The organism is Microbacterium sp. XT11, assembly GCF_001513675.1.
Lineage (GTDB): Bacteria > Actinomycetota > Actinomycetes > Actinomycetales > Microbacteriaceae > Microbacterium.
Genome location: NZ_CP013859.1, coordinates 719,858 through 746,383, shown reverse-complemented (window position 1 = coordinate 746,383; position 26,526 = coordinate 719,858). Strand labels below are relative to the sequence as shown.

Annotated in this window: 26 protein-coding genes; 9 read left to right on the top strand and 17 right to left on the bottom strand. The window is 70.5% G+C overall.

The window, feature by feature from the left end; genetic code table 11:
- Window positions 1–14 precede the first annotated feature (14 nt).
- The 9 genes from AB663_RS03600 to cycA all read right to left on the bottom strand — a co-directional run bounded on the left by AB663_RS03600 (window position 15) and on the right by cycA (window position 10,473).
- Complete coding sequence (locus AB663_RS03600) at window positions 15–2,069, bottom strand: hypothetical protein (RefSeq protein ID WP_067195912.1); 2,055 nt, start codon at window positions 2,067–2,069, stop codon at window positions 15–17.
- Between the two features lie 4 nt (window positions 2,070–2,073).
- The gene (locus AB663_RS03595) at window positions 2,074–3,090 is read right to left on the bottom strand and encodes a glycoside hydrolase family 130 protein (protein WP_067195910.1); all 1,017 of its coding nucleotides are present in this window, start codon (window positions 3,088–3,090) and stop codon (window positions 2,074–2,076) included.
- A 14-nt stretch (window positions 3,091–3,104) separates the two neighbouring features.
- Window positions 3,105–3,947 (bottom strand): carbohydrate ABC transporter permease, encoded by an 843-nt coding sequence (locus AB663_RS03590; RefSeq protein ID WP_067195909.1) that lies wholly within the window; start codon window positions 3,945–3,947, stop codon window positions 3,105–3,107.
- The gene (locus AB663_RS03585) at window positions 3,944–4,843 is read right to left on the bottom strand and encodes a carbohydrate ABC transporter permease (protein ID WP_067195907.1); all 900 of its coding nucleotides are present in this window, start codon (window positions 4,841–4,843) and stop codon (window positions 3,944–3,946) included. The genes AB663_RS03590 and AB663_RS03585 overlap by 4 nt, the downstream gene beginning before the upstream one ends.
- 28 nt (window positions 4,844–4,871) lie before the next feature.
- Window positions 4,872–6,140, bottom strand: a complete 1,269-nt coding sequence (locus AB663_RS03580) for an ABC transporter substrate-binding protein (RefSeq protein WP_067195904.1) — start codon at window positions 6,138–6,140, stop codon at window positions 4,872–4,874.
- 38 nt (window positions 6,141–6,178) lie between these two features.
- A complete protein-coding gene (locus tag AB663_RS03575) occupies window positions 6,179–7,180 on the bottom strand; it encodes a LacI family DNA-binding transcriptional regulator (RefSeq protein ID WP_067195902.1) in 1,002 nt (333 codons plus the stop codon).
- A 153-nt stretch (window positions 7,181–7,333) separates the two neighbouring features.
- Entirely contained in the window at window positions 7,334–8,227 is an 894-nt protein-coding gene (locus tag AB663_RS03570; protein WP_067195900.1) for a J domain-containing protein, read from the bottom strand.
- Window positions 8,228–8,274: 47 nt separating this feature from the next.
- Entirely contained in the window at window positions 8,275–8,928 is a 654-nt protein-coding gene (locus tag AB663_RS03565) for a YigZ family protein (RefSeq protein WP_067195898.1), read from the bottom strand.
- Between the two features lie 39 nt (window positions 8,929–8,967).
- Window positions 8,968–10,473 carry a D-serine/D-alanine/glycine transporter gene (cycA, locus tag AB663_RS03560; protein WP_083511086.1) on the bottom strand — a complete coding sequence of 502 codons (1,506 nt, stop codon included), beginning with the start codon at window positions 10,471–10,473 and terminating at the stop codon, window positions 8,968–8,970.
- Between the two features lie 168 nt (window positions 10,474–10,641).
- Between cycA and AB663_RS03555 the strand changes: the two genes are divergently transcribed.
- Entirely contained in the window at window positions 10,642–12,147 is a 1,506-nt protein-coding gene (locus AB663_RS03555; RefSeq protein ID WP_067195896.1) for an MATE family efflux transporter, read from the top strand.
- Between the two features lie 167 nt (window positions 12,148–12,314).
- Window positions 12,315–12,782, top strand: coding sequence for a hypothetical protein (locus tag AB663_RS03550; protein ID WP_157540857.1), 468 nt, complete (start codon window positions 12,315–12,317; stop codon window positions 12,780–12,782).
- 38 nt (window positions 12,783–12,820) lie between these two features.
- Here the strand turns inward: AB663_RS03550 and AB663_RS03545 are convergent, their stop codons facing one another.
- Window positions 12,821–14,512, bottom strand: a complete 1,692-nt coding sequence (locus AB663_RS03545; RefSeq protein ID WP_067195893.1) for an AMP-binding protein — start codon at window positions 14,510–14,512, stop codon at window positions 12,821–12,823.
- Between the two features lie 128 nt (window positions 14,513–14,640).
- On the bottom strand, window positions 14,641–15,105 hold the full coding sequence (locus AB663_RS03540; protein WP_067195890.1) for an Lrp/AsnC family transcriptional regulator: 465 nt from the start codon (window positions 15,103–15,105) through the stop codon (window positions 14,641–14,643).
- Window positions 15,106–15,217: 112 nt separating this feature from the next.
- On the opposite strand from AB663_RS03540, the gene AB663_RS03535 reads away from it, so the two are divergent.
- From AB663_RS03535 to AB663_RS03525, 3 genes are all read left to right on the top strand, one after another.
- A complete protein-coding gene (locus tag AB663_RS03535) occupies window positions 15,218–16,429 on the top strand; it encodes a trans-sulfuration enzyme family protein (protein ID WP_067195888.1) in 1,212 nt (403 codons plus the stop codon).
- 137 nt (window positions 16,430–16,566) lie between these two features.
- On the top strand, window positions 16,567–17,181 hold the full coding sequence (locus AB663_RS03530; RefSeq protein WP_067195886.1) for a ClpP family protease: 615 nt from the start codon (window positions 16,567–16,569) through the stop codon (window positions 17,179–17,181).
- Entirely contained in the window at window positions 17,178–17,768 is a 591-nt protein-coding gene (locus AB663_RS03525; protein ID WP_067195883.1) for a ClpP family protease, read from the top strand. Before AB663_RS03530 ends, AB663_RS03525 begins: the two co-directional genes overlap by 4 nt.
- A gap of 62 nt (window positions 17,769–17,830) precedes the next feature.
- Here AB663_RS03525 and AB663_RS03520 read toward each other — a convergent pair whose 3' ends face one another.
- The 4 genes from AB663_RS03520 to AB663_RS03505 all read right to left on the bottom strand — a co-directional run bounded on the left by AB663_RS03520 (window position 17,831) and on the right by AB663_RS03505 (window position 20,380).
- Complete coding sequence (locus AB663_RS03520) at window positions 17,831–18,184, bottom strand: helix-turn-helix domain-containing protein (protein ID WP_067195881.1); 354 nt, start codon at window positions 18,182–18,184, stop codon at window positions 17,831–17,833.
- A gap of 87 nt (window positions 18,185–18,271) precedes the next feature.
- Window positions 18,272–18,733 (bottom strand): MarR family winged helix-turn-helix transcriptional regulator, encoded by a 462-nt coding sequence (locus tag AB663_RS03515; protein WP_067195879.1) that lies wholly within the window; start codon window positions 18,731–18,733, stop codon window positions 18,272–18,274.
- On the bottom strand, window positions 18,733–19,392 hold the full coding sequence (locus AB663_RS03510) for a GTP cyclohydrolase II (RefSeq protein WP_067195877.1): 660 nt from the start codon (window positions 19,390–19,392) through the stop codon (window positions 18,733–18,735). Before AB663_RS03510 ends, AB663_RS03515 begins: the two co-directional genes overlap by 1 nt.
- A gap of 91 nt (window positions 19,393–19,483) precedes the next feature.
- On the bottom strand, window positions 19,484–20,380 hold the full coding sequence (locus AB663_RS03505; protein ID WP_067195875.1) for a DMT family transporter: 897 nt from the start codon (window positions 20,378–20,380) through the stop codon (window positions 19,484–19,486).
- A gap of 123 nt (window positions 20,381–20,503) precedes the next feature.
- Here AB663_RS03505 and AB663_RS03500 point away from each other — a divergent pair, with 123 nt between their 5' ends.
- Window positions 20,504–21,340: a sulfurtransferase gene (locus AB663_RS03500; protein ID WP_067195873.1), complete on the top strand. Its 837-nt coding sequence runs from the start codon at window positions 20,504–20,506 to the stop codon at window positions 21,338–21,340.
- On the opposite strand, the gene AB663_RS03495 is transcribed toward AB663_RS03500, so the two are convergent.
- The gene (locus AB663_RS03495) at window positions 21,328–22,251 is read right to left on the bottom strand and encodes a hypothetical protein (protein WP_067195871.1); all 924 of its coding nucleotides are present in this window, start codon (window positions 22,249–22,251) and stop codon (window positions 21,328–21,330) included. The genes AB663_RS03500 and AB663_RS03495 overlap by 13 nt on opposite strands.
- Window positions 22,252–22,555: 304 nt before the next feature.
- Between AB663_RS03495 and AB663_RS03490 the strand changes: the two genes are divergently transcribed.
- From AB663_RS03490 to AB663_RS03480, 3 genes are all read left to right on the top strand, one after another.
- On the top strand, window positions 22,556–23,206 hold the full coding sequence (locus tag AB663_RS03490; RefSeq protein WP_067195869.1) for an acyl-CoA synthetase: 651 nt from the start codon (window positions 22,556–22,558) through the stop codon (window positions 23,204–23,206).
- Complete coding sequence (locus AB663_RS03485) at window positions 23,203–23,556, top strand: hypothetical protein (protein ID WP_067195867.1); 354 nt, start codon at window positions 23,203–23,205, stop codon at window positions 23,554–23,556. The genes AB663_RS03490 and AB663_RS03485 overlap by 4 nt, the downstream gene beginning before the upstream one ends.
- A gap of 128 nt (window positions 23,557–23,684) precedes the next feature.
- The gene (locus AB663_RS03480; RefSeq protein WP_067195865.1) at window positions 23,685–25,118 is read left to right on the top strand and encodes an MFS transporter; all 1,434 of its coding nucleotides are present in this window, start codon (window positions 23,685–23,687) and stop codon (window positions 25,116–25,118) included.
- Between the two features lie 20 nt (window positions 25,119–25,138).
- Here the strand turns inward: AB663_RS03480 and purB are convergent, their stop codons facing one another.
- Window positions 25,139–26,521 carry an adenylosuccinate lyase gene (purB, locus tag AB663_RS03475; RefSeq protein ID WP_067202098.1) on the bottom strand — a complete coding sequence of 461 codons (1,383 nt, stop codon included), beginning with the start codon at window positions 26,519–26,521 and terminating at the stop codon, window positions 25,139–25,141.
- Between the last annotated feature and the right edge of the window lie 5 nt (window positions 26,522–26,526).

Here is a 26,526-nt window from a genome sequence, read left to right as displayed (position 1 = left end):
GGGATGGCCCGCCGTCAGCCGCGCGTGATCGTGAAGCCCCCGCCGCGCACGCGCACCTGCCCGCTCGCGGCGGCGTGTCCGCGCTGCGACCCGTCAGCCTCGTAAGCGCGGCCGGACCCGGGGGCGAGGGGCGCGACGCGCACATCGGATGCCGTGCCGTTCGCGTACAGCACCGCCGAGCCGGTCGTGGTGGCGTACACGGCCGTCGCGACGCGCGGCTGCACCACGAGTGCATCGAGCCGCAGGTCGCCCGTGCTCGTGCACCGCACCGTCAGTGTGCCGTCTGGCAGGTCGCCGCCGAGCAGCTGCGGCACGAGCATGCCGTCGGCCTCGGTGAGGCCGCGGTCGCCCGTGCCCCCGGCCTCCGTGCGGGCGCTCCACAGCAGCCGTGAGCCCGCGAAGATCTCCCACACCGCCTCGCCGGCCTCCGCCGCCTGACGCCAGACGAGGCCGTGCAGGATGCCGCCGGGCTCGGTCACATCGAACTCGACCGACTCGCCGGCCGGCACGTGCACGTAGGCGCCGCCCGACAGGTTGCCCTCTCCGGTCCACGCCCCGCCGTCGGGCCGCACGACCGTGCACCCAGGGGAGAGGCGGGCGCCCTCCGCATCGATCGACCGCAGGCCGGAGAACGAACGGAGCCCCGTGATCGACGTCGCGATCGCCGCGATGTCGGGGTTCGCATCGAGCAGCTGCATGGTCAGCAGGCCGTGGATCGTCGACTCCGCACCCGAGTTGCGGTTCACGCGACCGTCGGTCTCGACGCCGTCGAAGGTCACACCGGTCGCCGGGTCGTACACCGGCACGCCCGCCGTGTTCGCACCGAAGAACCAGCCGGCGGCGAGCCCCGCGAGCACACGCAGCCCTTCACCGGCGACCGCCGCGGCCTGCACGGCACCGGCGACCCGGCCGTGGGTGCCGTAGGCGATCTGCGCCTCGCCGGGCAGTGGAGTCCACGCGTTGTGCGGTCCGCCCGAGGCGAGCACCTGCGGCGTGAAACGCCCGGCGTCGGCGACGGATGCCGCGATCCAGTCGCGTCGCCCCAGCGCCGCTCCGGCCCGAGCGAGCGCCTCCGGCGCGGCGCCACCCCACGCGTGCCAGAAGCCGAGCGAACCGGTCCACGGCAGCACCGCGCCGAACGGCCATCCCGCCGACGGGTCGGTCGCCATCGCGGCGACGCCCTCGCCGTAGGTCTCCAGGGCGCGACGGCTGCGCGAGTCGCCGGCAGCAGCCGCGGCGGTGAGGCCGAGGATGGCCTCGGCTGTGGCATCCGCACCTCCTGTGATGAGCCATGCCGGCAGCTCGCGTCCGTCGCTGCGCACCCACTGACCCGCGCGGCCCAGCGACTCACGCTCGAGCGCGTCGAGGCACAGGTGCAGCCGGGCGAGCAGGAACGCGGCGAAGTCGGCATCCGTCGTGCGGAATGCGGCGTATCCCTCTCCGAACGCCCACACCGTGCGGGCGAGCCAGTACGACTCCCCGGAGTCCGACGGATCGGGCAGCTCGACAGGGATCGCGCTGGGGTTGAGCGCGCCGTCCTCCTGCTGCCACAGCACCACGCGACCCGCGTTCCGGCCGCTCGTCGTCTGCAGGAACGCGAGCGATCGCAGCACGTCTCTGGCGTCGTCGCGGCTCTGCTCGTCGCCCGTCGCCTGCCAGTCGCGCAGGAACACCACTGCGGCCCTGGCGATGTCGTCGGCGTTGTACGCGCCCTGGCTCCAGTACCCGGTGGCCGCGTCGCGCGAACCGCCGCCGATCCGGCGGAAGCCACCGGCGCCGTCGGCATCCGCATACGTCCACGGCGCCCGCACGACAGGACGGGTCTCGATGGCGTAGGTCGTGTGCGTCGCGCTCGCGACCACCGGCACGTCGGCCAGCAGGAAGCGCAGGTGCGCGAGATTGGTCAGTCGCCTGCCCGGCGCCGCGGCGAGCGGCCGGAAGGCGCCGGATACCGTGGCGGCACCCGCGCCGGATGCCGTGGACTGCGCGACCGCGGTGTCGACCGGGATCAGCGTGAGCGCGGCCGCGGTGGCGGCGAGCCCGAGGAACGTTCGGCGTGTGGTCTGCATGACGTCACCGCTCCTCGTCCTCGGAGCCACGCTCCGCGGCGCCCTCGCCCTCGGCGCGCAGCGCGCGTCCCCACGGCTGTGCGGGGTCGTGGATCGCGACCGCCAGGGTGGTGTCGGACTGTCCGTAGTAGGCGAACCACTTGCCGTGGAACTTCACGAGCCCCTCGACGAACGTCACGTTCGAGACGAGGCCGTTGAGGTCTTCGAAGGTCTGCGGGCGCAGCCACGGCTCCTGCATCCGCGCGATGACCTTCGTCGGCTCGTCGGGGTCGATCGCGATCTGGCCGCACCGGTAGTCCACGTCGACGGTGCCGTCGTCGTGCACCTCCCGCGTGGCGCCGTTCGTCAGCATCACGAGCAGGCCGTTGTCGGTGACCACGGGAGACGTGCCGATCTCGACGAGCGCCTCGTCCCACGTGCCCGGCGTCGGCGAGTACATGGGCTCGGTGTCCGGCGTGCCCGGGGTCCAGTGGATGAGGTCGTCGCTCGTGGCCCAGTAGATCGCGCCCTCGCCGAAGTACATCCACCACTTGCCGTGCATCTTCTGCGGCACGATCACGCCGGCCTTCGACCAGTTGAAGCCACGAGGGTCCATGGTCTTGAAGGTGTCGAAGTCGTCGAACAGCGGGCCGTGCTTGGTCCACGTGCGCAGATCGGTCGAGGTGGCCAGGCACAGCTGCGCGCTGCGACGGTCCCAGCCGGTGTACGTGAGGTAGTACGTGCCGTCGATCAGGGCGATGCGCGGGTCCTCGCATCCGTAGCGCTCGTAGTCCTCCGACGGGGAGAGGATCGGCGCGTCCTCCCTGGTGAAGGTCACGCCGTCGCGCGAGCGGGCGATGCCGATGTGCGACACGATGTCGTCGGCGTGCGCACGGTACAGCAGCACGACCTCGTCGCCGTCGACGAGCGCCGCGGGGTTGTAGAGGTTCGACGACTCCCAGCTGTCGCCGCGTGGACGAAGGATGGGGTTGCCCTCGTAGGGGATGAAGGGGCCGAGGGGGAACGTGGCTCCGGTGAACATGTTGGCCTTTCTGGTCAGCCCTTGACGGCTGCGCCGAGGTCGGTGGCGGTGAAGAAGCGCTGGAAGACGATGAACAGCACGACCACGGGGAAGGCGAGGGCCGTGGCCCCCGCGAGGATCGCGCCGTTGGGGTTCGCCGTCGACTGCGCGACGTTGGAGATGTAGTTCGCGAGCGAGACGGCCAGCGGCTGCAGGCTCGCGTCTTTCGTGATGAGGAACGGCCACAGGAACTCGTTCCACGGGCCGATGAAGGTGACGAGCACCACGGTGACGAGCACGGGCCGGATGAGCGGCAGCGCGACCGACGTCAGCAACCGGATCTCCCCGGCGCCGTCGATCCGCGCCGCTTCGAAGATCTCCGCAGGCAGAGCCTTGAAGAACTGCGTGAAGATGAACACCGCCGTGGTGTTGATGAGGAACGGCAGGATCATGCCGAGATACGAGTCGCCGAGACCGTAGTTGCGGGTGATCTGCACGTACAGCGGGATCATGAGCAGCTGGAACGGCACCATCTGCACCAGCAGCATGAGCACCCAGATCACCCCGCGGCCGCGGAAGTCGAGTCGTGCCATCGCGTAGCCGGCGAGCAGTCCGAACATGACGGTCCCGAGCAGCACGCCCGCGGTGAAGATGAGCGAGTTGACGAGCGAGCCGACGAGGTCGATGCGCGAGTCGATGGCGGCGAAGTTGTCGAGGGTCCACCCCGTCGTCGGGACCAGAGAGCTCGGCGAGTTCGTCGGGTTCTTCTGGAACGCCCCGACCACCATGAAGTAGAAGGGGAACGCGAACGCGATGGCCGCGATCGTGAGCAGGATCGTGCTGAGGGTGCGCGGCAGCGGGCGGCGTCTGCGGGTCATCGTCGCTCCCTCGTGGCTCGGTTGGCGATCAGCGACAGCAGTCCGACGAGCACCACGAGGATCATGCCGATCGCCGCGGCCGTGTCGGGGTTCTGCTGCTGGATGCCCAGCTGGTAGATGAGCAGCACGGGCGTGGTGGAGGCGCCGTCGGGGCCGCCGCCGTTGGTGAGCAGGTACGGCTCGGTGAAGAGGTTGGCTCCCGTGATGATCGACAGGATCAGCACGAGGGTCGTGGCGCTGCGCACCCCGGGGACCGTGACGTTCCAGAACCGCGACAGCGCACCGGCGCCGTCGGTCTCGGCCGACTCGTACAGCTCCTTCGGCACGTTCTGCAGTGCCGCGAGGTACAGCAGGATGTAGAAGCCGAGCTGCTTCCACGTGACGTACAGGGCGATCATCGGCATCGCCAGGCCGCTGTTCACGAGCCACGAGGGGTCGGGGGCGAGCGGGCCGAGGATCGTGTTGATGAGGCCGTTGCCCGAGAACAGCAGCATCCAGACCCCCACCAGCGACACGCTCGCCGTGAGGTACGGCACGTAGAACGCGACGCGGTACGCGGACACCCAGCGGATGCCGGTGTTCAATGCGGCCGCGAGCACGAGGGCCAGCACCGCCGTGAGCGGCACGTTGATCACCAGGAACACGAGGGTGTTGCGGAACGAGCCCAGCACCCGCGGGTCGGTCAGTACCGTGACGAAGTTGTCGAACCCGACGAAGGGGCGATCGACCTCGGCGCCCGGCGCGGTGAAGAAGTAGTCGTGGAAGGCGATGTAGACGGCGAACCCGAGCGGGTACGCGAAGATCGCCAGCACGAAGACGAAGTACGGCAGCGCGAAGAGGCCGCCGATCGGCTGCGCACCCAGCCAGCGGGTGCGCAGCCGTCGATTCTCGGTCATGGCGTCACCGTCCGTCGCACGGCATCCGTCACTCGGCGACGAGCTCGTCGACCTTCTTCGCCGTCGAGCTGAGGAAGTCGTCGATCGACGTCTTGCCGAAGATCACGGCCGACGAGTAGCCGTCGCGGAACGCCTGCCACGCCTCGACCGAGTTGGGGATGCTGGGCACGTCGGCCGTCGCCTCGGCCTGCTTCGCGAACGCCACGTAGTTCGGGTTCGCCGAGAAGTAGTCGGCATAGGTGCCCTCGAGGTCGGTGCGCATGGGCATCTGACCGGTCTTCTCCAGCAGCTGGCCGTCGCTGTCCTCGCTCGTCGAGAACTTCAGGAACTCCCACGCCGTGCCCTGGTTCTTGCACGCGGTGAACATCGACACGCTCTTGGAGTCGGCGAAGGTCGTCGGGTTCTCGCGGCCGTCGCTCGTCGGCACGGGCATGAAGCCGACGTCGACGGTGTCGGCGTACGACGGGATCGCCCACGGTCCGGCGAGCTGCATGGCCGTGGTTCCCGCCGACATCGCGTCATCGGTGGACGCCTCGTTGGGGGCCAGCTTCTCGTCGTAGATCGTCTTCCAGAACTCGGCGACCTCGCGCCCTTCGTCCGAGTCGAAGGTGGCCTTGCCGTCTTCGACGAGCATGGTGCCGTCGGTCTCGGCGAGGTACAGCGGGTAGAAGTCGAACCACGGCTGATAGAACTCGCTGGTCGGTGCCGGCCAGATCGCGCTCTGCACGCCGGAGGCCACGATCGCGCGCGCACCCTGGAGGAACGCGTCGTACGTGTTCATCTGCGGGTTCTCGGGATCGAGCCCCGCCGCCTGGAAGAGCGTCTTGTTGTACATGACCATGACGGGGTTCGACTTCCAGGGGAGCTGGTAGAAGTCTCCGTCGGTGGCGTATGCGTCGACGTCTCCGCCGCGCGCGGTGATGTAATCGGCTCCGCCGTCGATGTCGCTGAGGTTCACCAGGCCGCCCTGCTTCACCCATCCCGACACGGCGGCAGGGGCGACGTTGTACACGAGACAGGGCGCGGTGCCGGCGGTGATCGCGGCCGTGATGGCCTCTTCCGACGACGAACCGGCGGGGATCTCCTGCGCGGTGACCTTCTCGTCGGGATGCTCCTCGTTCCAGGCGTCGACCACCGCCTTGCCCCACGCGAGCTCCTGCTCGTTGTTCGACAGCCAGATCTTGATCGGGCCCTTCCCGTCGGCGGATCCGGAGGCGTCGCCTCCGCCTCCGCTCGAGCATCCGGTCGCGGCGATCGCGACCAGGCCGATGACTGCTGTTGCTGCGATCTTCTTCATGGTGTCCTCCTCGACACAGTGGGTGCGGTGACTTCTTCTCAGGCCGGTCCGGCCGACGTGCTCTCGCGGAAGTGCACGACGTTGCAGTCGACGACCTCGGTGCGCGGTTCCGCGCCGGCGAGGTCGGCTTGCAGGAGCCGGGCGGCGGCACGGCCCCGCGCAGCGGGGTCGGATGAGACGCTCGTGAGCGCCGGGGTGAGGTGAGCGGACAGGTGGTCGTCGTCGAACCCCGCGATGGCGAGATCGGCCGGGATCGACAGTCCCTGCGCGCGCGCGAACGACAGGCCGGCGATGGCCATCGTGTCGTTGGCGTAGACGATGGCCGTGGGGCGATCGGGGAGGGCGAGCAGCTCGGCCGTGCGGGCGCGCCCGCTCGCCGCCGTGAAGTCGCCCTCGCGCAGCAGGGCGTCGTCGCCGATCTCGTCGACGTACGCTTCGGCCCTGGCGCGGGAGTGCACGTAGCTCAGCGGGCCGGAGACGTGCGCGATGCGTTCGTGCCCTGCGTCTCGCAGGTGCGCGATGATCGCGCGGACCGGAGAGGCGTCGTCCGTCCGGACGCACGAGAACGGGTGCGGTGCGTCGTACGCCCCGACCAGGACGGTGGGAAGGCCGAGCTCGTCGAGGAACGGCACGCGCCAGTCGTCGTCGCGGAGGTCGAGCAGCAGCGCGCCGTCGGCCCGGCCGTGGGCGAGGGAGCGGTATGCGCGCTCCTCGGCATCCCGATCGGGGACGACCTGCAGGATGAGCGCGGTCTCGGTCTCGGACAGCACCGACTCGACCCCGGCGATGAACGCGGGGAAGAACGAGTCGTTCGCGATGACCTCGGGATCGCGGGCCAGTACGACGGCGATCGCGTTGGCGCGGCGGTTGGCGAGGGCCCTGGCGTTCTGGCTCGGCACCCACCCGAGCTTCTCGGCCGCGGCGAGCACCTTCGCCCTGGTCTCTTCGGAAATCGGGCGGTTGCCGGAGAGGGCGTGCGACACGGTCGCCTTGGCCACTCCGGCCTCGCGCGCCACGTCGGCGATCGTCGTGCGGGTCATGCCACATCCTCGGGGAGAGCCCGGTGCGTGCCGGTCGGGTCCTGCGTGATCGGTCCGCTCGGGTGTGAACCGGTTTGACGAGTGTAAACCGGTTTGATTCGTCGTGTCAATGGGCCGGTCTCGGCCGGGCCTGCGGGTCGGCCGGCGCGCGACTCAGGCGAAGCGGATGCCGGCGCGCAGCCGCGTGCGGACGTCGAACAGCTCGTTGCCGCCGATCACCCGGGCACCCGTCACTCCCGCGCGCAGCAGCGACGGCAGGGCGCTGCGCCGCACGACGACGGCGGGCAGGTCGCGGATGCGCCCGAGCGGCGTGACCGCCATGGCGAGGTCGTCGTCAGGCAGCACCACGACGGCCCCGCTGAACCGCACCTTCGCGGCACGCGCGACGCCGCGGATCTGTGCGAGCAGCGTGGTCACCGGCGCCAGCGTCCCCAGGCTCGGCCCCGTGATCTCTCCTCCGCGGAAGCCCACCACACCGCCGAAGTCGGCGGACATCAGGCCGTACAGACCGCTCGGCCCCAGCACGACGTGGTCGAGCTGGCCTTCCGGCTCCACCGCGACCCCGTGCCACAGTGTGAAGCCCATGCCGAGCCCGGCCACGGCATCCGCCGTCCCCTCCTCGGCGAGGGCGGCGGCGAGCAGGCGCCGCAGGTCGCGCGGGGCCCGGCCGACGACCGCCGGGGCGTACGGATCGATCTCGTCGCCCGCCCACTCTCGCATCAGGGCCTCGTACCGCGCGCGGCGGCGGACGCCCGGCTCACCGTAGGTCTTCGGGCGCGGGCGCGTGTCGGTGCGGGCTGCCGGCGAACGCCATCCGTTCCACTCGGTGTCGGATCCGCGGGTGCGGTCGTAGGCCGCCCGCAGCTCGGGCGTGCCGATCAGCTCCCAAGCGCGCTGCACCTGGATGAACACGGCCGCCTCGCCCCCGGTGTCGGGGTGCGTCTCGCGGAGCCGCAGCCGGTACGCGCGGCGCAGCTCGTCGTCGGGCGCCGACGGTGAGACGCCGAGCACCTCGTAGGGCGATGCCGAGAGCGGGCTGTCGAACATCCTGCTCCTTCCACCGCTGATCCAGGCTAGCCGGTACGTGGAGCCCGTCAGGCCGGCACGTCGACGATGCGCTCCTCACCGAGCACGGCCGCGACGGATCCGGCGGATGCCGCCGCGAGGTCGGCGGCGAGGCGATCGAGCTCTCCGGCGGGCACCCACAGTTCGAGCGTCGCCATGGCGCCGTAGCGCGGTTCGCCCAGCGTGGCTCCGTGATGGGCCGCCCAGTCGCGCAGCATGTTGTCGTAGCGACCGGCATCCGCATGCGCCACGTCGATCGAGACACGGGTGAGCGCCGTTCGGTGCACGAGGGCGGCGAGGTCGAGCGCCTCCGACACCGCGGTCGAGTACGCCCGCACGAGACCGCCTGCACCCAGCTTGACGCCCCCGAAGTATCGGGTGACGACTGCCACGACGTCGGTGAGCTCGCGGCGCCGCAGCACCTCCAGCATCGGGATGCCGGCCGTGCCCGACGGCTCCCCGTCGTCGTTCGAGCGGGCCTGGTCGCCGCCGAGGCCGGTGACCATCGCGCTGCAGTGGTGTCGTGCGTCCCAGAACCGCTTGCGCACCGCCGCGATGACGGCATCCGCCTCCTCGACCGAGCCGACCGGCTCGACGTGCGCGATGAACCGCGACTTCTTGATGACGATCTCGTGCTCGACGGCCGCGGCGATCGTCGCCGGGTAGCTGCGGTCCGTGCTCACTCGCCCACGATACCGAGCAGCCCGCCGTACGCCCGCGGACTACTCCTCGGACTCGTTGCGGAGGTAGGCGATGTGGGCCTCGTGCCGCGCGATGTGGTGCGGCGACCTGCGCACGAACAGCCACGACACGACGAGGATCGTGAACCAGATCGGCGTGACCAGGAGAGCCGTGAGCGTGTCGGGCTGGGTCGTGAGTGCCCACAGGATGAACACGAAGAACGCGAGCACCACGAACACCATGAACACGCCGCCCGGCATGCGGAACGCCGAGGTCGCCGCCTTCTCGGGCCGCGTCCGCCGGTACACGAGGTAGCTGGCGAGGAAGATCGTCCAGACGAACATGAAGCACACGGCCGACACGGTCGTGACCATGTCGAAGGCGGTGCCGATGTCCTTGCCCGCGTAGAGCAGCACGACGCCCGAGAGCAGCAGCACGCACGACAGGAACAGCGCGTTCTGCGGCACCTTGCGCTTCGAGAGGCGGCCGAACACCCGGGGAGCGTCGCCGTCCTGCGCGAGGCCGAACACCATGCGCGACGTCGAGTAGATCCCGGAGTTCGCGCTCGACATGGCGGAGGTCAGCACCACGAGGTTGACCACGGTCGCGGCGATGCCGAGCCCGGCGAGGGCGAACATCGCGATGAACGGGCTCTCGCCTGCGACGTACTCGGTCCACGGCGTCACCGACATGAGCACGATCAGCGCGCCGACGTAGAAGAGCAGGATGCGGATCGGGATCGCGTTGATGGCCTTCGGCAGGTTGCGCTTCGGGTCGCGCGTCTCGGCCGCGGCGGTGCCGACGAGCTCGACGCCGACGAACGCGAAGACGGCGATCTGGAACCCGGCGACGAAGCCCATGAAGCCGTGCGGGAACATGCCGCCGTGCTCCCACAGGTTCGCGAACGAGGCCGTGCCCGCGTCGTGCTGGAAGCCCGTGAACACCATCACGAGACCCGTGACGATGAGGGCGACGATGGCGACGATCTTGATGAGGGCGAACCAGAACTCCATCTCGCCGAAGGCCGCGACGGTCGGCAGGTTCAGCGCCAGCAGGATGATGACCACCAGCAGACCAGGGATCCACAGCGGGATGCCGGGGATGAGCGCATCCGTGTACCCGGCGATCGCGATGACGTCGGCGACGCCGGTGACGACCCAGCAGAACCAGTAGGTCCAGCCGGTGAAGAAGCCCGCCCACGGGCCGAGCAGGTCGCTGGCGAAGTCGCTGAACGACTTGTACTTGAGGTTCGAGAGCAGCAGCTCGCCCATCGCCCGCATGACGAAGAAGAGCATGAAGCCGATGATCATGTAGACGAAGATCACCGAGGGGCCGGCGACCGAGATGGTCTTGCCGCTTCCCATGAAGAGTCCGGTGCCGATCGCCCCGCCGATCGCCAGGAGCTGGATGTGGCGGTTGCTCAGGGCTCGCCGCAGATGCTCTTCGCCCTGCCCCTTCGCGGTGCCGCCCTGCCCCTTCGCCGTGCCCCGTGTGTCCTGACTCGTCACTGTGGTCCTCCGGTCCTCGTCGACTGCCGCACCCGGCATGCGGGTGCTGATGCAGAGTAATGCACGCGGATGCCGTCACCCGAACGCGCCGCGGTGCGTCAGGCCGATCGGGAGCCGGATGCAGGCGCGGGGATACCGGTGCTGCGAATCGTTTCGATACACTGGGCGGACCCCCGATCCACCCCTCAGTCCTGCGAGCCGCTCCCCATGGCCACCACCCTCACCACGGGCCGTCCGTGGCGTGTCATCCTTGCCTTCTCCGTTCCGCTCCTGCTCGGCAACGTCGTGCAGCAGCTGTATCAGTTCGTCGATGCCGTCGTCGTCGGCCGTCACCTCGGCGTCGACTCCCTCGCTGCCGTCGGCGCGACGGGGTCGCTGCTCTTCCTGCTGCTCGGCTTCGCCTGGGGCCTCACGAGCGGTTTCGCGATCCCCATCGCCCAGGCGTTCGGCGCCGGAGACGACGCGGCCGTGCGCCGTTCCGTCGCGACCGGCGTGCTGCTCACCGGGATCACGAGTGTGATCCTCACCGTCGTGGCGCCGCTGATCTCGGCGCCCGTGCTGGCCCTGCTGCAGACGCCTCCGGAGCTCATGGCCGAAGCCACCGTCTTCACGCAGATCAGCTTCCTCGGCGCCGGCGCGACGATGTTCTTCAACTACCTCTCGGCCATCATCCGAGCGATCGGCGACTCGCGCACCCCGCTGGTGTTCCTCACGGTGTCGTGCGCCCTGAACGCCGGACTCGTCGTGCTCATGGTCGGTCCGCTGGAGTGGGGAGTCGCGGGCGCGGCCCTGGCCACAGTCGTGGCCCAGGCGGTCTCGGTGCTGCTGTGCCTGGAGTTCGTGCGTCGTCGGCTGCCGATGCTGCACCTGCGCCGTGCCGACTGGCGGATCACCAGGGACGACCTCGCCGAGCACCTGAGGCTCGGCCTCCCCATGGGGTTCCAGGCCTCGATCATCGCCATCGGCACGCTCACCGTGCAGGTGGCGCTCAACACCCTCGGGGCGGATGCCGTGGCGGCCTACACGACCGGTTCGCGGGTGGACAGCCTCGGCGTCGCCTTCCTGTCGTCGCTGGGGCTGGCGGTCTCGATGTACTCGGCGCAGAACCTCGGCGGGCGGCGGCCCGACCGCATCCGTCGCGGTGTGATCGAGGCGACGTGGATGGCGATCATCGGCGGCGCGCTGATCGGCATCGTCATCATCGCCTTCGGCGCGCCGATGGTGAGGCTGTTCATCGGCGATGGGTCCGATGACGTGGTCGACATGGCCCACCTCATGCTCATCATCAACGGCTGCGGGTACTGGGCCCTCGGTGTGCTCTTCGTGCTGCGCGGCGCGCTGCAGGGACTCGGTCACACGCTCGTCCCCACGATCACCGGCGTCATCGAGCTCGTCGCCCGCGTCTCGGCCGCCGTGGTCCTCGGTGCCATGATGGGCTTCCCCGGCGTCGCCCTGAGCAACCCCCTCGCCTGGCTCGGCGCGATCGTGCTGCTCGTGCCGGCGTACGTCCGCGCACACCGCGGTCTGGCGCGCATGCCCGTCGATCCGGTGCACGCGACGGAGACCTCGGCGATCCCGATCATCGGACCGGTGGACGGCTCGATGGTCGTCGACGCGGTCGTCACGCAGCCGGTGTCGGTGATCCGTCGTTCCCGGCTCGCGCGGCTCCTGAGGCGCGCCGCCGCTGCTCCGCGCCGCCGGTCCGGAGCCTGAGCCTCCGCGCCGCCGGCCCGGGGCGGGGTCTTCGCGGTCGGAGCCGGGTCTTCGCGCGGTCGCGATCTAGACCTGAGTCGTAGTCGAGATCATCCTCGAGACGGATGCCGCGGTGGCGACGCTTTCGTACTGTTGAAGTGCGGAAGTTCCGCTGACGGGGGGTCGTCATGACGTCATCGAGGGTGGCCAGTGATCTGGCAGCCGTTCTGGTGCCGATCGGAGTGGTCGGTGCGGTGCTCGCAGCGCTGTGCGCGATCGTGGCCGCGGTCGCGATCGTCCGCGGTGCCGGCGGATTGTGCGGCGGCGCGGTCGGGGTGTGGATCCCGTGTGCGCTGGTCAGCTCCTTCGCCGGATTCGCGAACCAGTGGATCCCGCTCATCGTTGCGGGCGCCGCACTCGCCGGGTCGCTCACGATCGGAGCTGTCGTCCGCTCGCTCGCGAGCGCGTCGGGGTACGAGAGGCCGGAGCTCGCGCGGGCGCATGCCGTCACCGTGACCGCCGGCGCGCCGGAGACGTCGGCGGATCGGGCCGTCGCTGCGGCTTCGGCTGCGGTGACGACGCGGACCGCGTCGGTGCCCGTGGCGACGGGTACGCCGGCGGCGCTCGCGCGCACCAACCCGGCACGCGTCGCCTGAACCGGAGCGCGCGGGGGTCGGGGGCTCGGGTGCTCCCGTCAGCGGTAGTCGCGGTCGCGGTGCTGGCCCGACTCGTCTCCTGACGCCACACGTTCGGCCTCGCGTGCGCGCAGCTCGACGCGCCGGATCTTGCCCGAGATCGTCTTCGGCAGCTCCGGCACGAACTCCATGATCCGCACCCACAGGTGCGAGGAGAGCCGGTCGTGCGCGTAGGCGAAGATCGACCGCGCGGCCTCGACCTCGTCCACCGCGGCATCCGCGCGCAGGCACACGTACGCCTTCGGCACCGCGAGCCGGGTCGGATCGGGGCTCGGCACCACGGCGGCCTCCACCACGAGGTCGTGTTCGAGCAGCACCGACTCCAGCTCGAACGGGGAGATCTTGTAATCGGACGCCTTGAACACGTCGTCGGCGCGGCCGACGTAGGTGAGGTAGCCGTCGGCGTCGCGGACGGCGATGTCGCCCGTGTGGTGGAAGCCGCCCTCGCGTGACTCCGCCGTCTTCTCGGGGTCGTCGAAGTAGCCGGCCATGAGTCCGAGCGGCGGCTGTGACAGGTCGAGCGCGATCTCGCCCTCGGCATCCGTCACCTCCCCCGTCGCCGGGTCGAGCAGCACGACGGGGTAGCCGGGCAGCGGTCGTCCCATCGAACCGATCTTGATCGGCTGACCTGGTGAGTTGCCGATGCAGCAGGTCATCTCGGTCTGGCCGAAGCCGTCGCGGATCGTGCCGCCCCACGCGTTCCGCACCCGCTCGATGACCTCGGGATTCAGCGGCTCACCGGCGCCGACGAGCTCGCGCGGCGGATGCGTGAGGCGACCGAGGTCGGCCTGGATCAGCATCCGCCATACCGTAGGCGGCGCGCAGAAGGTCGAGACGTGATGCGTGTCCATGACCTGCATCAGCGTGTTCGCGTCGAACCGGTCGTAGTTGTAGACGAAGACGGTGGCCTCGGCGAGGAACGGCGAATAGAAGCTCGACCAGGCGTGCTTCGCCCACCCCGGCGACGAGATGTTCAGGTGCACGTCGTCGGGCCGCAGGCCCAGCCACCACATGGTCGAGAGATGCCCGATCGGGTACGACGCATGCGTGTGCTGCACGAGCTTGGGGCGGTTCGTGGTGCCGCTGGTGAAGTAGAGCAGCGCGGTGTCGGAGGCCGGCGTCGGGCCGTCGGGCTCGAACTCCGTCGCCGCCGATGCGGAGTCGGCGAACCGCGCCCATCCGACGGGCACGTCGTCGCCGATGCCGATGCGCAGCACGTCCGCGCCCTCCAGCTTCGGCGCGAGCGAGCCGAGCGTGACGACGGCGCGGGCGCGGCCGTGGTCGATGCGGTAGGCGAGGTCGGAGGCCGAGAGCAGCGTCGAGGTGGGGATCGACACCGCGCCGATCTTGGTGATCGCGAGCATGACCTCCCACAGCTCGATCGTGTTGCCGAGCATCACGATGACGTGGTCGCCGCGGCGGATGCCGAGCTGCGTGAGCCAGTTCGCGACCTGGCTGGAGCGGGCGGACAGTTCGCCGTAGGTCCACGCTCGGAGGCTGAGGTCGGCCTCGACGATCTGCACCGCCGGCCGGTCGGGCTTCTCGGCGGCGATGACGTCGAACCACTCCAGTGCGAAGTTGAACTCGGCGGGGTCGGGCCAGCGGAATCCGGCACGCGCGGCGTCGTAGTCGGTCGCGTTGGCGAAGAGGAAGTCGCGCATCTCGCGGATCGACGTGGTGCTGCGGCTCATCCGGGCTCCCTTGCTCGCTGCGGTCGTACGGGTTCCATCTTGTCCGGCATCCGTTCGAGTCGCATGATTTGACCCGATTTCGGCCGAATCGGGTCGAATCATGCGACTCGAAAGCGGCGGGCGGGCGGTCAGGCCAGCAACCCGCGGCCGTCGCGCAGTTCGAACACGAGCTGCGTCTCGGTGCCGCGCACAACCGGGTGGATCGTGATGTGCTCGAGCACGATGTCGCGCAACGCCGTGGCGTCTTGCACGGCGACGTGCACGAGGAAGTCGTCGACGCCGGCGACGTGGAACACCTGCAGCACGCGCGGGATCGCGACGAGCGCGTCGAACAGCGCCGTGACCTTGGGGCCGGTGTGGTTCGTGAGGCGCACCTTGATGATCGCCTGCAGCGGGAAGCCGAGCGCCGCCCCGTCGATCCGCACGCGGGTGTCGCGGATGACGCCGCGATCGCGGAGGGCCCGTACCCGGTGCGCGCAGGTCGACTCCGCCAGGCCCAAACGGTGTGCGAGAGCCTTGTTGGTCACGTCGGCGTCGTGGGTGAGTGCGGCGAGGATCTCCAGATCGGTCTCGTCGAGTTGCGCTTTGGCCAATGTGATCCCTCCTCGGATGCCGGATGCGGCTCAGAATAGCGAAAAGTGGGAGAAGACCCACGGATGCTGTCGAATTCCTGCACCACCGTTGGGATTCGGGCAACGTGGAAGCATGACTGCACCGCTGCATCCCGACACCGTCGCCGTCCACAGCGGCCGTTCCGACCTCGAGGGTCTCGGGGTCCACGCGCTGCCGATCGACCTGTCCACCACCAATCCGCTGCCCGACGTCGAACGCGGCGGCGACTCGTACGAGGCCATGGCGACGGGCGGCCGTCCGCCGGCCGACGGCAGCATGGTCTACGCGCGCCTGTGGAACCCCACGGTCGCGCGGTTCGAGGAGGCGCTCGCCGAGCTCGAGCACGCCGAGGCGTCCGTCGCCTTCTCGTCGGGCATGGCGGCGATGACCGCGGTGATCCTCGCGCACGGCTCCGCGGCGGGGAAGCACCACGTCGTCGCGGTGCGGCCGCTGTACGGCGGCACCGACCACCTGCTCGGCTCCGGTCTGCTGGGCGTGGAGACCACGTACTGCCACCCCGAGGAGGTCGCGGCGTCGATCCGCCCCGACACGGGACTCGTCGTGCTCGAGACCCCAGCCAACCCGACGCTCGACCTCGCCGACATCGCGGCTGTGGTCGCGCAGGCGGGAGAGGTGCCCGTCGTCGTCGACAACACCTTCGCCACCCCTGTGCTGCAGAACCCCCTCGACCTCGGCGCGGCGATGTCGCTGCACAGTGCGACGAAGTACCTCGGAGGGCACGGCGACGTCATCGCCGGTGTCGTCGCCTGCAGCGAGCGGACGGCCGAGGCGCTGCGGCGGGTGCGGGCGATCACGGGAGGACTCCTGCACCCGCTCGGCGCGTATCTGCTGCACCGCGGGCTCACGACCCTGCCGGTGCGCATGCGGCAGCAGCAGGACAACGCACGCCGCGTCGTGCAGTGGCTGATCGACCGACCCGAGGTCGCGGAGGTGTTCTACCCGGGGCTCGACGGCGACCCTCACGGCATCCTGCATCGTCAGATGCGGGGCACCGGCGCCATGATCGCGATGCGGATGCGGGGCGGCTATGCCGCGGCATCCGCCGTCGCCGCTTCGACCCGGCTCTTCACGCACGCGGTGTCGCTCGGCGGCGTCGACTCGCTGATCCAGCATCCGGCCGCGCTCACCCACCGCCCCGTGCCGGCCGAGGCGCGGCCAGCCGCCGACGTGCTGCGGCTGTCGATCGGGCTGGAGAACGCCGACGACCTCATCGCCGACCTCGCGCAGGCGTTCGCGGCGACGTCGTCTCGCGCGTCCGACGCCGAGCTGCACGCCGTGCGCTGACGCGCCCCCACCGGCGGGCCTCACCGCATCCGCTCACGGCATCCGCTCACGGCGTCCGCTCACGCATCCGCTCACGGCAGAGCGGCCCTGAGCAGAAACGGGAGCGCCGACAGGGAGCCGGGGCGGATGCTGAGGGCATGAGCGAAGACAACCCCAACCCCCAGTTCGGGCCCGAGGCCCGCAGGGCGCTGTTCCACGAGCGGGTGCTCGTGCTCGACGGCGCCCTCGACGACGACAACGGCACGCTGCTCATGACGCAGCTGCTCACGCTCGCATCCGAGGACCCGGTGGCCGACATCGCCCTGTGGATCCACTCGCCCGGCGGCTCCGTGCCGTCGATGCTGGCGATCCGCGACCTCATGAGGATCGTGCCGAACGACGTCTCGACCCTGGCGCTCGGACTCGCGTGCAGCGCAGGGCAGTTCCTGCTGTCCGCCGGCACCAAGGGCAAGCGCAGGGCGCTGCCGCACGCGCGCATCCTGATGCATCAGGGGTCCGCGGGCATCGGCGGCTCCGCGGTCGAGATCGAGACGCAGGCCGACGACCTGCGGCACATGCGCGACACCGTGCTCGGACTCATCTCCGACGACACCGGGCAGCCGCGGGAGCGCATCTTCGAGGACTCGCTGCACGACCGGTGGTACACCGCCGAGCAGGCGAGGGAGTACGGGTTCATCGACGGCATCGTGTCGTCGTTCGCCGAGGTGATGCCGCGCCGCCGCGCTCGCGTCGGGCTGGGGGTGGACGCGTGAGCAGCTACACGATCCCCAACGTCATCGCGCAGCACCCCCGCGGGGAGCGCGTCATGGACGTGTATTCGCACCTGCTCGCCGAACGGGTCGTGTACCTCGGCACCGGCATCGACGCGGGCGTGGCGAACGCCCTGATCGCGCAGCTGCTGCACCTCGACGCCGACAGTCCGGAGAGTGCCGTGCAGTTCTACATCAACAGCGAGGGAGGCGATCCGGGAGCGGCGCTGGCGATCTACGACACGATGCAGCACATCCGCCCGGCGATCGCGACGACCTGCGTCGGCCAGGCCATCGGGCCCGCGGCGCTGCTCGTCGCCGCAGGAGCGCCCGGTCAGCGGTCGGCGCTCTCGCACGCCCGCATCGTGCTGCATCAGCCTGCGGGTCAGTCGCGCGGCGCCATCCCCGACCTCATCCTCGCGGCCGACGAGGTTGTGCGGGTGCGCGCCGACATGGAGGAGATCCTCGCCCGCCATACCGGGCGCTCCGTCGCGGAGCTGCGTGCCGACACCGACCGCGACCGCGTCTTCACGGCATCCGCCGCCGTGGAGTACGGGCTCATCGACACGGTGCTCGGCGCGCGCGGCTGACAGGGCTGCGGCGGGCGCCCACCGGTGCCCGCCGGCCCGGGCGCCCACCGGATGCCGGCCGCTCAGGCGGCGAGAGCGAACGCAGCCCGCCCGGCCGACACCGCCGCGCTCGCCGGAGCGGATGCCGGTACGCCGGTGGACCGCAGCTCGTCGGCGATCGCGCTCGTCAGCTCGATGAGGCTGGTGTCGAGGGCACCGGCGATGGCCGCGATCATCTCGCTGGAAGGCTCCTTGAGTCCGCGCTCCACCTCGGACAGGTACTGCGGCGAGACCCCGGCCTTCTCGGCGGTCTCGGTGAGGGTCTCGTCGCGGCCGTGTCGTCGGCGGCGCAGCTGGTCGCCGAGCAGGTGGCGCCAGAGCGGCTCCGGGTCGGACGGGCGGCGAGGCGAGCGCGGGAACGGGACGAGGTCGGCCATGTCCACACGGTACGTCGAGGCGCCGTGCGGCTTCCATCGATTCTGCTCAGAGCAGAACGCGGCGGACGCCCTGGTCGATGCGGCCCGTTACAGGGCGGCGGCGATGCCCGGGAGCAGCTTGGACAGGATCGCCCCGAGCTGCGCGCGCTCGTCGGCAGAGAGCGGGTCGAGCACCAGCTCGCGGATCTGTGCCACGTGCACCGGCGCCGCCGAACGGAGCAGCTCGCGCCCGGCATCCGTCAGCGCCGCCGTGAGCGTGCGCCTGTCACTGCTGCAGCTGGTGCGCACGACCCAGCCGCGCTCCTCGAGCGCGTCGATGGCATGGCTGAGCCGCGACCGGCTGAGCCCCGCGATCTCGGCGAGCTCGGTCATCGGGATGGCCCTGTCGGCGTCGGCGGCGAGCGTGACGAGGATCGCGTAGTGCGCGTGCTTGAGCCCCGCCTCTGCCTTCAGGGTGCGGTCGAGCACCTGCGGCAGCAGCTGGACGAAGCGGATGGTCGGCAACCAGGTCGCCATCTCGTCGTCGTCGAGTCGGCGATCGGAGGTCATCAGGCGGCGGACAGGTCGATGGTGTGCGCGGTGTGGTCGCGCTTGGCCTGCAGGTAGCGGGTGTTGGCCTCGGACAGGTGCACGCCGGTGGGGACGCGCTCCGCGACACGGATGCCGAGGGCATCGAGCTGCACGGCCTTGTCGGGGTTGTTGCTGAGGAGCCGGATGCTGTCGACCCCGATGGCCGTGAGCATCTGCGCTGCGACGGTGTAGTCGCGCTCGTCTTCGCCGTGACCGAGGGCGACGTTCGCCTCATAGGTGTCGAGGCCTGCGTCCTGCAGGGCATACGCGTCGAGCTTGGCGTAGAGGCCGATGCCCCGGCCCTCCTGGCGCAGGTAGAGCAAGAAGCCGCCCTCGTCGGCGATGCGCTCGACCGCCTCGCGCAGCTGAGGTCCGCAGTCGCAGCGCTGGGAGCCGAAGACGTCGCCGGTCAGGCACTCGCTGTGAGGACGCACGAGCGGGGCGTCGCCGCCGGCTGCCGCGCGCTCCAGAGCGCCCTGCCAGTCGCCGAGCCCGAGCAGCAGGTGCTCGCGCCCGTCGATCAGCCCGTCGAACGTCACCACGTCGGCCGTGGTGGAGTAGCCGTCGGCGAACCGCATCGGCACGCGCACGCGGGTCCGTTCGGTGGCGAGCGGCGCGACGGTTGAAGTTTCAATCATGTCGGGTCCAACCGCCGTGGAGCCCGCGCCTATTCCCGACCCGTCCGTCATGTCCGGCATTCCACCACGGGCCGCCGACATCGCACGCGCATCACGTCGAGGTCGCGGATCCCTTCCGGCGCACGATCCGCAGTTCGCTGGCGAGGATGCCGAGCACGACGAGCGCGCCGCCGATGAGCGCGGTCATCGGAAGCCGCTCGCCGGCGATGCGCCCGACGACGGCGGCCCACACCGGCTCGCCCGCGTAGATGATGGTCGCGCGCGTGGGCGACACCGACTTCTGCGCCCAGTTCATCGTGAGCTGGATGAGGCAGCTCGCCGCGCCGAGGCCCACGGCCGCTCCCACCCACACCCAGGAGAACGCCGGTACCGCTTCTCCGGTCACGGGCATGGTGAGGATGCCGAGCACCCCGGCGGCGAGCAGCTGCACCACGGTGATGCGGCCGAGGTCGACCTTCGATGCGAACAGGCTGATGAGGATGATCTCCCCGGCGATCGGCAGGGTGCTGATCATGGTGGCGATCTCTCCGGGGCCGAGGCTCAGCGCGAACGCGTCCGGTCCGGCGATGAGCATGAGACCCCCGAAGGCCAGCCCCGCCCCGACGAAGGCCATCGCAGGCGGACGCCGGCGGAACACGGCCCACTGCGCGAGCGGGACCAGCGGCACGTACATCGCCGTGATGAACGCGGAGGTGCTGGAGTCGATGGTCTGCAGCCCGAGGGTCTGCAGTCCGTAACCCAGATGGATCATGACGCCGATCGCGACGCCGGCGCCGACGTCGCGCCAGCGGATGCCGCGCAGCGTGCGCCAGAAGATCAGCACGCTGATGAGCCCGGCGACGAGAAATCGGATGCCGACGAAGAACCACGGTCCGGAGTGCTCCATCGCCCAGTGCACGAGCAGGAACGTGCTGCCCCACACCGCCGTGATGGCGACGAGCGCCGCCTCCTGCGGGCGGAAGCGCATCCAGCGAAGACCAGCGGACATCGTCGCCTTTCTCGAACAGCCCCACCGAGCCTAGCGCCGGAGCGGCGCACCGGATGCCGTGCCGCAGGAGACGGAGGCGAGCCTGACGCGACGGACGTCCGCGGTGGGGACTAACCTCGCATCGTGAGCAACTTCGTGACCGTCGGCGAGCTGAAGACCCTTCTCGACGAGGGGGCGCCCGTGCGCGTGATCGACGTGCGCTGGCGGCTCGAACGTCCTGACGGCCGCCCCGAGTATCTCGAGGGCCACGTGCCCGGTGCGGTGTTCGTGCGGCTCGACGAAGAGCTCGCGACGCACGGAGAGCCGTCCGAGGGCCGGCATCCGCTTCCGTCGACCGAGAAGCTGCAGGCGGCCGCTCGCCGCTGGGGTGTGCGCACGGGCGACGTCGTCGTGGTCTACGACGACATGAGGGGCATCGCGGCCGCTCGTGCGTGGTGGCTGCTGCGTCAGGGCGGTGTCGACGCGAAGGTCCTCGACGGCGGCATCCGGGCGTGGAAGGCCGCCGGGTACGACATCGCCACCGATGACGTCGTCCCCGATGAGGGCGATGTCGTGCTGCGCGAGATCGGGGCCGAGGCGATCTCGATCGACGAAGCCGCCGCGTTCCCCGCGTCCGGCGTGCTCCTCGATGTGCGGGCGGCCGAGCGGTACCGCGGCGACACCGAGCCGTACGACCCCGTGGCCGGACACATCCCCGGTGCCGTCAATCTGCCGAGCACGCTGCACGTCGACTCCGACGGCATGATCCTCGATCACGACGCGCTGCGCGCGACCTTCGCGTCGGCGGGGGTGGTGCCCGGAACGCCGGCGGCCGCGTACTGCGGTTCGGGAGTGACGGCGGCCCACACCGCGCTCGTCGCCGATGAGATCGGTCTCGACGTGAAGGTGTTCCCCGGCTCCTGGAGCCAGTGGTCGAACACCCCGGGCCGCGCTGTCGCGACGGGCGATCAGCCGGGCTGAGACGCGCGTTCGCCGTATCCCCACCGCAACTCGACGGCGCCGGGGCCGAACGCCCGGCGCACGATGTGCACCGCGGTGCGCCCGTCGAGCGCGAGCGGCGATACCTCGACGCCGTGCGGAGTCTCCACGCGCTCCTCGATCCAGTCGGGCAGAGCGTCGGGGTGGAACCGCGTCCAGACGAGCAGTTCGCGGCACTGGCGGGACAGCGCATATCCGGTCTCGCGCATCGGCGGATACCCAGCGGGGTACTCCATCGACCACTCGACGACCGTCGTCTCCGGGGCGGTGAGGGGCGCTTCCAGCTCGAAGAGCACGCCGTGCACCTCTCCGTCGGGATGCGAGTACCGCTGGGAGATGCGTCCGCCGGATACCGCCGTGAACACCGGCGCGGGGGTGCGCATGCCGGGCGTGAGCTCGAGGAACGGAGTGGCGGTCAGCGTGCCGACCGTCGACTGCAGGATGACGCGGGACGTCGAGATGCGCACCGAGCCGTCTGCCCCCACCTCGGTGATCGAGTGGACCGTGAGCTCGCGCGAGACGTCGGGATACGGCGCCCCGAGTGCCGCGTAGGTGTCGCGCACCGCGCGCTCCAGGGCCGCCTCGTCGATGGGGAACTGCGTCGGTCCCAGCGGGCCCGTGCGATTCGTGCCGCTGAGCAGCCCGGTGAGCTCGCCGGCGCGGACGCCCAGCAGGTCCTCGAGGTCGGCCAGCGCCGCCAGCGACTGCGCCCCTTCCGGGCGGCGTGCGCCTGAGCGCCAATAGCTGAGCGTCGCCATCGACACCCGGTTTCCGCGTTCGCGGAGCTGTTCGTGAAGCCGTGCGAGCGTGACGCCCTTGGCGTTGATGGCGTCTCTGAGCGCGTTCGCGAAGGCGTGTGCAGGCGACCGGCGTCGGTCGCTCGTCATATTCATCACAGACCCCCTCCGGTATGTGAAGAGCCGCGCTCTACAGTGAGCATACGACCACACGCACGTGCCCCAGGGGACCGGGTGCGCAAGTGGGGTCACTTGGGTTGATCTTCGCGGGAGGGTGCCCGACCCCGCGATCTTCGGCCTGACGCAGTGATGCCCCCCTTGCTGCGTATCTCGTGGGACCCGGCCATCGATCTGGGGAGATCCGCCGGGTCCCGCGAACATCCCGGGTCCGGCATCCGGCCGTACCGCTCAGCGCCCGCGCGTAGACTGGGGGGAACACCCCGGAGGATCTTCGATCGTCATGCCTGCTCCCGCCCGCGCGTTCACCGTGCGCCATGTCCAGCTGGTGCGCGCGCTGTTCGCAGCGGCGGCCGCGCTGATGATCACGTTCTCGCCCGATCACTCCGCCGCTGTCGGGCTCTCCGTCTTCAGCGGATTCACGCTGACCACCGCGCTCGTGCTCGCGCTGAGCGCGTGGCTCGTCGCCCCCGCAGGGCGGCGCTGGCCGTTCGTGCTGCTCGCGGCATTCGACGCGGTCGCCGGCATGGCCGCGGGCGTGCCGGCGTGGCGCACCGAAGACGTCTTCTTCGTCGTCGTGACGGTCTGGGCGCTCGTCACCGGTGCAGTCGAGCTGATCGCGGGACTCCGCGCACGCCGTTCCGCGCATGCCACCGCTCGTGATGAGATCACGGTGGGCGCGTTCGGGCTGCTGCTCGGCGTCATCCTGCTGCTGATCCCGGCCGGCTTCACGCAGCCGTACGCGATCGAGGGCGCGGGCGACTTCGTGCTCACCGGGATCATCCTCGGGGTGGGGATGCTCGGCGGCTACGCCGCCATCGTCGCGGTGTTCCTCGGCATCGCGGGCCTCACGCCGAAGCGGGCGGATGCCGTCACCGCCGCGTCCGACAACGAACCGAGCGCACCGGGTGCCGCCGTGGGAGGAGAGCGATGAGCGACGAGAAGCCGACCCGACGGGACATCCTGCGTCCCCTGCACCTGCTGGGCATCGCCCTCGGCTGCGGAGTGTTCGCCGCGGTGGTCACGCTCGTGTCGACCGGCGCGTTCACGCTGCGTGTCAACCAGGCGATCGCCAACGGCACGTACGAGGGTCTCACGCCGCTCGCGCTCGGCCTGGTCGTCGGAGGCGGGGCGTTCATCGTCACCCTGCTGATCCTCGCGATGCTCATGCTTGCGGTCGACCCGTCGGATGTCACGAAGACTGTCGACCGGCCGGTGCTCTATGACGACGAGGCGAAGGACCGGCCGGACTCCGACGACGCCGGTCGCTCGACCACGAGCTGACCGGCACCGTCCGCCGTCGATCCGCCCTGCCACGACCTGAACGGCACCGTCCGCGGTCGATCCGCCCTGATCGCGGGATCGGCGTGCGGCTTCGGAATAGCCCGGCGTCCGCACGGCTTGTCCTTGAGGTGACAGCATCCGTCGACCGCGCCTCCATCGGCCTCCGTTCCGAGCGCGGCCCGGTGCTCGGCGCCCTCATGCTCGCGACCGGCCTCATCGCCATCGACGCGACGATCCTCGCGACGGCGGTGCCCAGCATCGTGCGCGACCTCGGCAGCTACCAGCAGTTCCCCTGGCTCTTCTCGGTGTACCTGCTCGCCCAGGCGGTGAGCGTCCCGATCTACTCGCGCTTCGCCGACACCGTGGGGCGCAAGCCGATCATCATGCTGGGCATCGCGCTGTTCCTTCTCGGCTCCGTGCTGTGCGGGTTCGCATGGAGCATGCCCGCGCTGATCGTGTTCCGGGTGATCCAGGGGCTGGGCGCGGGGGCCGTCGCGCCGATGTCGATGACGATCGTGGGCGACATCTACACTGTCGCGGAACGCGCCAAGGTGCAGGGCTATATCGCGAGCGTCTGGGCGATCTCGTCGGTCGTCGGCCCCGCTCTCGGCGGAGTGTTCGCACAGCTCGACGCCTGGCGGTGGATCTTCTGGATCAATGTCCCTCTGTGCCTCATCGCGGGCTGGATGCTCGTGCGCCACTACTCCGAGCAGCCGCAGAAGCAGCAGCACCGCATCGACTACGCCGGAGCCGCACTGCTCACGGTGGGCCTCACCGGCGTCATCCTCGGGCTCCTCGAGGGCGGGAACGCCTGGGACTGGCTGTCGCTCCCGAGCGCCGTGTGCTTCGGCATCGGCATCGTCGCGCTGGTCGCCTTCGGGCTGGTCGAACGCCGGGCCGCAGAGCCGATCGTCGACCTCCGGCTCGCCGCGCGGCGGCTGATCCTCACGACCACCATCGTCTCTCTCGGCATCGGCGCGCTGATGACCGGTGTGACGAGTTTCGCTCCCGCCTACCTCGAAGGGTCGATCGGGATCGCCCCGCTGCTCTCCGGACTGGCGGTCGCCGCGCTCACTCTCGGCTGGCCCATCTCGGCCGCGAACGCCGGGCGGCTCTACCTGCGCATCGGCTTCCGTCGCACGGCGCTCATCGGCCTCGCCATCGCCTCGACCGGTGCCATCGCGCTGGCGTCGGTCGCCTCCTGGCCCAACCCGTTCTCAGTGGCGGCGATCGCCTTCGTGCTCGGCTTCGGCCTCGGCTGGAGCGCCGCCCCCACGCTCATCGCGGCACAGGCGTCTGTGGGCTGGGGCGAGCGGGGAGCGGTGACCGGCATGAACGCCTTCGCCCGGTCGGCGGGGAGCGCCGTGGGCGTCGCGGTGTTCGGCGCGATCTCCAACGCGGTGATCGCACGCGGTGCCGGACCCGACGACCCGGCGACCATCGTGTCGGCGTCGGTGTGGGTCTTCATCGCGGCGGCGGCCGTCGCGGTGCTGACGCTCGTGGCTGCGGCGTTCATGCCGCGCGACACCGTCGAGGAGCACTCCGGCGAGGTCGGCGCGTAGCTGCGCCGGTGCGGGCTGGGCTACTGCGCCAGCCGCTCCGCGATGCCGGTGTAGGTCGCGGGGGTCAGCGCGAGCAGGCGCTGCTTGGCCTCGTCGCCGATCTCGAGCCCCTGCACGAACTCCGCGAGGTCGTCGGCGCCGACGCGGTGCCCGCGGGTGAGCTCCTTGAGCAGCGCGTAGGGGTCGCTGATCGTCGAGCGGCCGGCGACGACCTCGGCGCGGATCACGGTCTGGATCGCCTCGGCCAGCACCTCCCAGTTGTGGTCGAGGTCGTCGAGCAGCACGTCGCGGCGCAGCGAGACGGCGTTGAGGCCCCGGCGAAGGTTGTCGAGGGCGAGCAGCGAGTGGCCGAATGCGACGCCGATGTTGCGCTGCGTGGTGGAGTCGGTGAGGTCGCGCTGCAGGCGCGAGGTCACCAGCGTCTGCGAGAGCGAGTTGAGCAGTGCGCCCGAGATCTCGAGGTTCGCCTCTGCGTTCTCGAAGCGGATCGGGTTGATCTTGTGCGGCATCGTCGACGATCCGGTCGCGCCGGCGACCGGGATCTGCGCGAAGTAGCCCAGTGAGATGTAGGTCCAGACGTCGGTGGCGAGGTTGTGCAGGATGCCGCCGGCGTGACGCACGCGGTCGTACAGCTCGACCTGCCAGTCGTGCGACTCGATCTGGGTGGTGAGCACGTTGAACCCGAGGCCGAGGCTCTCGATGTACTCGCGGGCGATGGTCGGCCAGTCGGCGTCGGGGTCGGCGGCGATGTGCGCCGACCAGGTTCCGGTCGCGCCGGAGAACTTGGCGAGGTAGTCGGATGCTGCGATCTGCCCGCGCACGCGCTCGAGGCGCCACGCGAAGACGGCGAGCTCCTTGCCCATGGTCGACGGCGTCGCCGGCTGTCCGTGGGTGCGCGAGAGCATGGCGGCATCCGCGTGCTCGACGGCCAGCTCGCGCAGCTTCGCGATCACCTGGTCGAGAGCGGGCAGCCACACCTGCTCCACCGCGCGCTTGACGGTGAGCGCGTACGAGGCGGAGTTGATGTCCTCGCTCGTGCAGGCGAAGTGCGTGAGCTCGGCGATCCGGTCGAGCCCGAGAGCCGACAGCCGGTCGCGCACGAGGTACTCGACGGCCTTCACGTCGTGCTGCGTGACCGCCTCCTTCTCGGCGAGCCAGTCGATCTCGGCCTGGCCGAAGTCGCGGTAGAGGGCGCGCAGCCGCTCCTTGTCGGCATCCGGCAGCGGCGAGGTTCCGAACAGCGACCGGTCGGTGAGGGCGATCAGCCACTCGACCTCGACCTCGACGCGAGCGCGGTTGAGGCCGGCCTCGGAGAGGAAGTCGGCGAGTCCGGTGACGGCGCTGCGGTAGCGGCCGTCGAGGGGGCTCAGGGGCTGCGGCGGAAGCGAGGGCTGGAAAGTCAGGGGAG

Excerpts from the sequence above, each read along its gene's own strand:
- AB663_RS03600 (WP_067195912.1), bottom strand. The coding sequence starts at position 2,069 with ATGCAGACCACACGCCGAACGTTCCTCGGGCTCGCCGCCACCGCGGCC.
- AB663_RS03595 (WP_067195910.1), bottom strand. The coding sequence starts at position 3,090 with ATGTTCACCGGAGCCACGTTCCCCCTCGGCCCCTTCATCCCCTACGAG.
- AB663_RS03590 (WP_067195909.1), bottom strand. The coding sequence starts at position 3,947 with ATGACCCGCAGACGCCGCCCGCTGCCGCGCACCCTCAGCACGATCCTG.
- AB663_RS03585 (WP_067195907.1), bottom strand. The coding sequence starts at position 4,843 with ATGACCGAGAATCGACGGCTGCGCACCCGCTGGCTGGGTGCGCAGCCG.
- AB663_RS03580 (WP_067195904.1), bottom strand. The coding sequence starts at position 6,140 with ATGAAGAAGATCGCAGCAACAGCAGTCATCGGCCTGGTCGCGATCGCC.
- AB663_RS03575 (WP_067195902.1), bottom strand. The coding sequence starts at position 7,180 with ATGACCCGCACGACGATCGCCGACGTGGCGCGCGAGGCCGGAGTGGCC.
- AB663_RS03570 (WP_067195900.1), bottom strand. The coding sequence starts at position 8,227 with ATGTTCGACAGCCCGCTCTCGGCATCGCCCTACGAGGTGCTCGGCGTC.
- cycA (WP_083511086.1), bottom strand. The coding sequence starts at position 10,473 with ATGCCGGGTGCGGCAGTCGACGAGGACCGGAGGACCACAGTGACGAGT.
- AB663_RS03555 (WP_067195896.1), top strand. The coding sequence starts at position 10,642 with ATGGCCACCACCCTCACCACGGGCCGTCCGTGGCGTGTCATCCTTGCC.
- AB663_RS03550 (WP_157540857.1), top strand. The coding sequence starts at position 12,315 with ATGACGTCATCGAGGGTGGCCAGTGATCTGGCAGCCGTTCTGGTGCCG.
- AB663_RS03545 (WP_067195893.1), bottom strand. The coding sequence starts at position 14,512 with ATGAGCCGCAGCACCACGTCGATCCGCGAGATGCGCGACTTCCTCTTC.
- AB663_RS03535 (WP_067195888.1), top strand. The coding sequence starts at position 15,218 with ATGACTGCACCGCTGCATCCCGACACCGTCGCCGTCCACAGCGGCCGT.
- AB663_RS03530 (WP_067195886.1), top strand. The coding sequence starts at position 16,567 with ATGAGCGAAGACAACCCCAACCCCCAGTTCGGGCCCGAGGCCCGCAGG.
- AB663_RS03520 (WP_067195881.1), bottom strand. The coding sequence starts at position 18,184 with ATGGCCGACCTCGTCCCGTTCCCGCGCTCGCCTCGCCGCCCGTCCGAC.
- AB663_RS03515 (WP_067195879.1), bottom strand. The coding sequence starts at position 18,733 with ATGACCTCCGATCGCCGACTCGACGACGACGAGATGGCGACCTGGTTG.
- AB663_RS03510 (WP_067195877.1), bottom strand. The coding sequence starts at position 19,392 with ATGATTGAAACTTCAACCGTCGCGCCGCTCGCCACCGAACGGACCCGC.
- AB663_RS03505 (WP_067195875.1), bottom strand. The coding sequence starts at position 20,380 with ATGTCCGCTGGTCTTCGCTGGATGCGCTTCCGCCCGCAGGAGGCGGCG.
- AB663_RS03495 (WP_067195871.1), bottom strand. The coding sequence starts at position 22,251 with ATGAATATGACGAGCGACCGACGCCGGTCGCCTGCACACGCCTTCGCG.
- AB663_RS03490 (WP_067195869.1), top strand. The coding sequence starts at position 22,556 with ATGCCTGCTCCCGCCCGCGCGTTCACCGTGCGCCATGTCCAGCTGGTG.
- AB663_RS03485 (WP_067195867.1), top strand. The coding sequence starts at position 23,203 with ATGAGCGACGAGAAGCCGACCCGACGGGACATCCTGCGTCCCCTGCAC.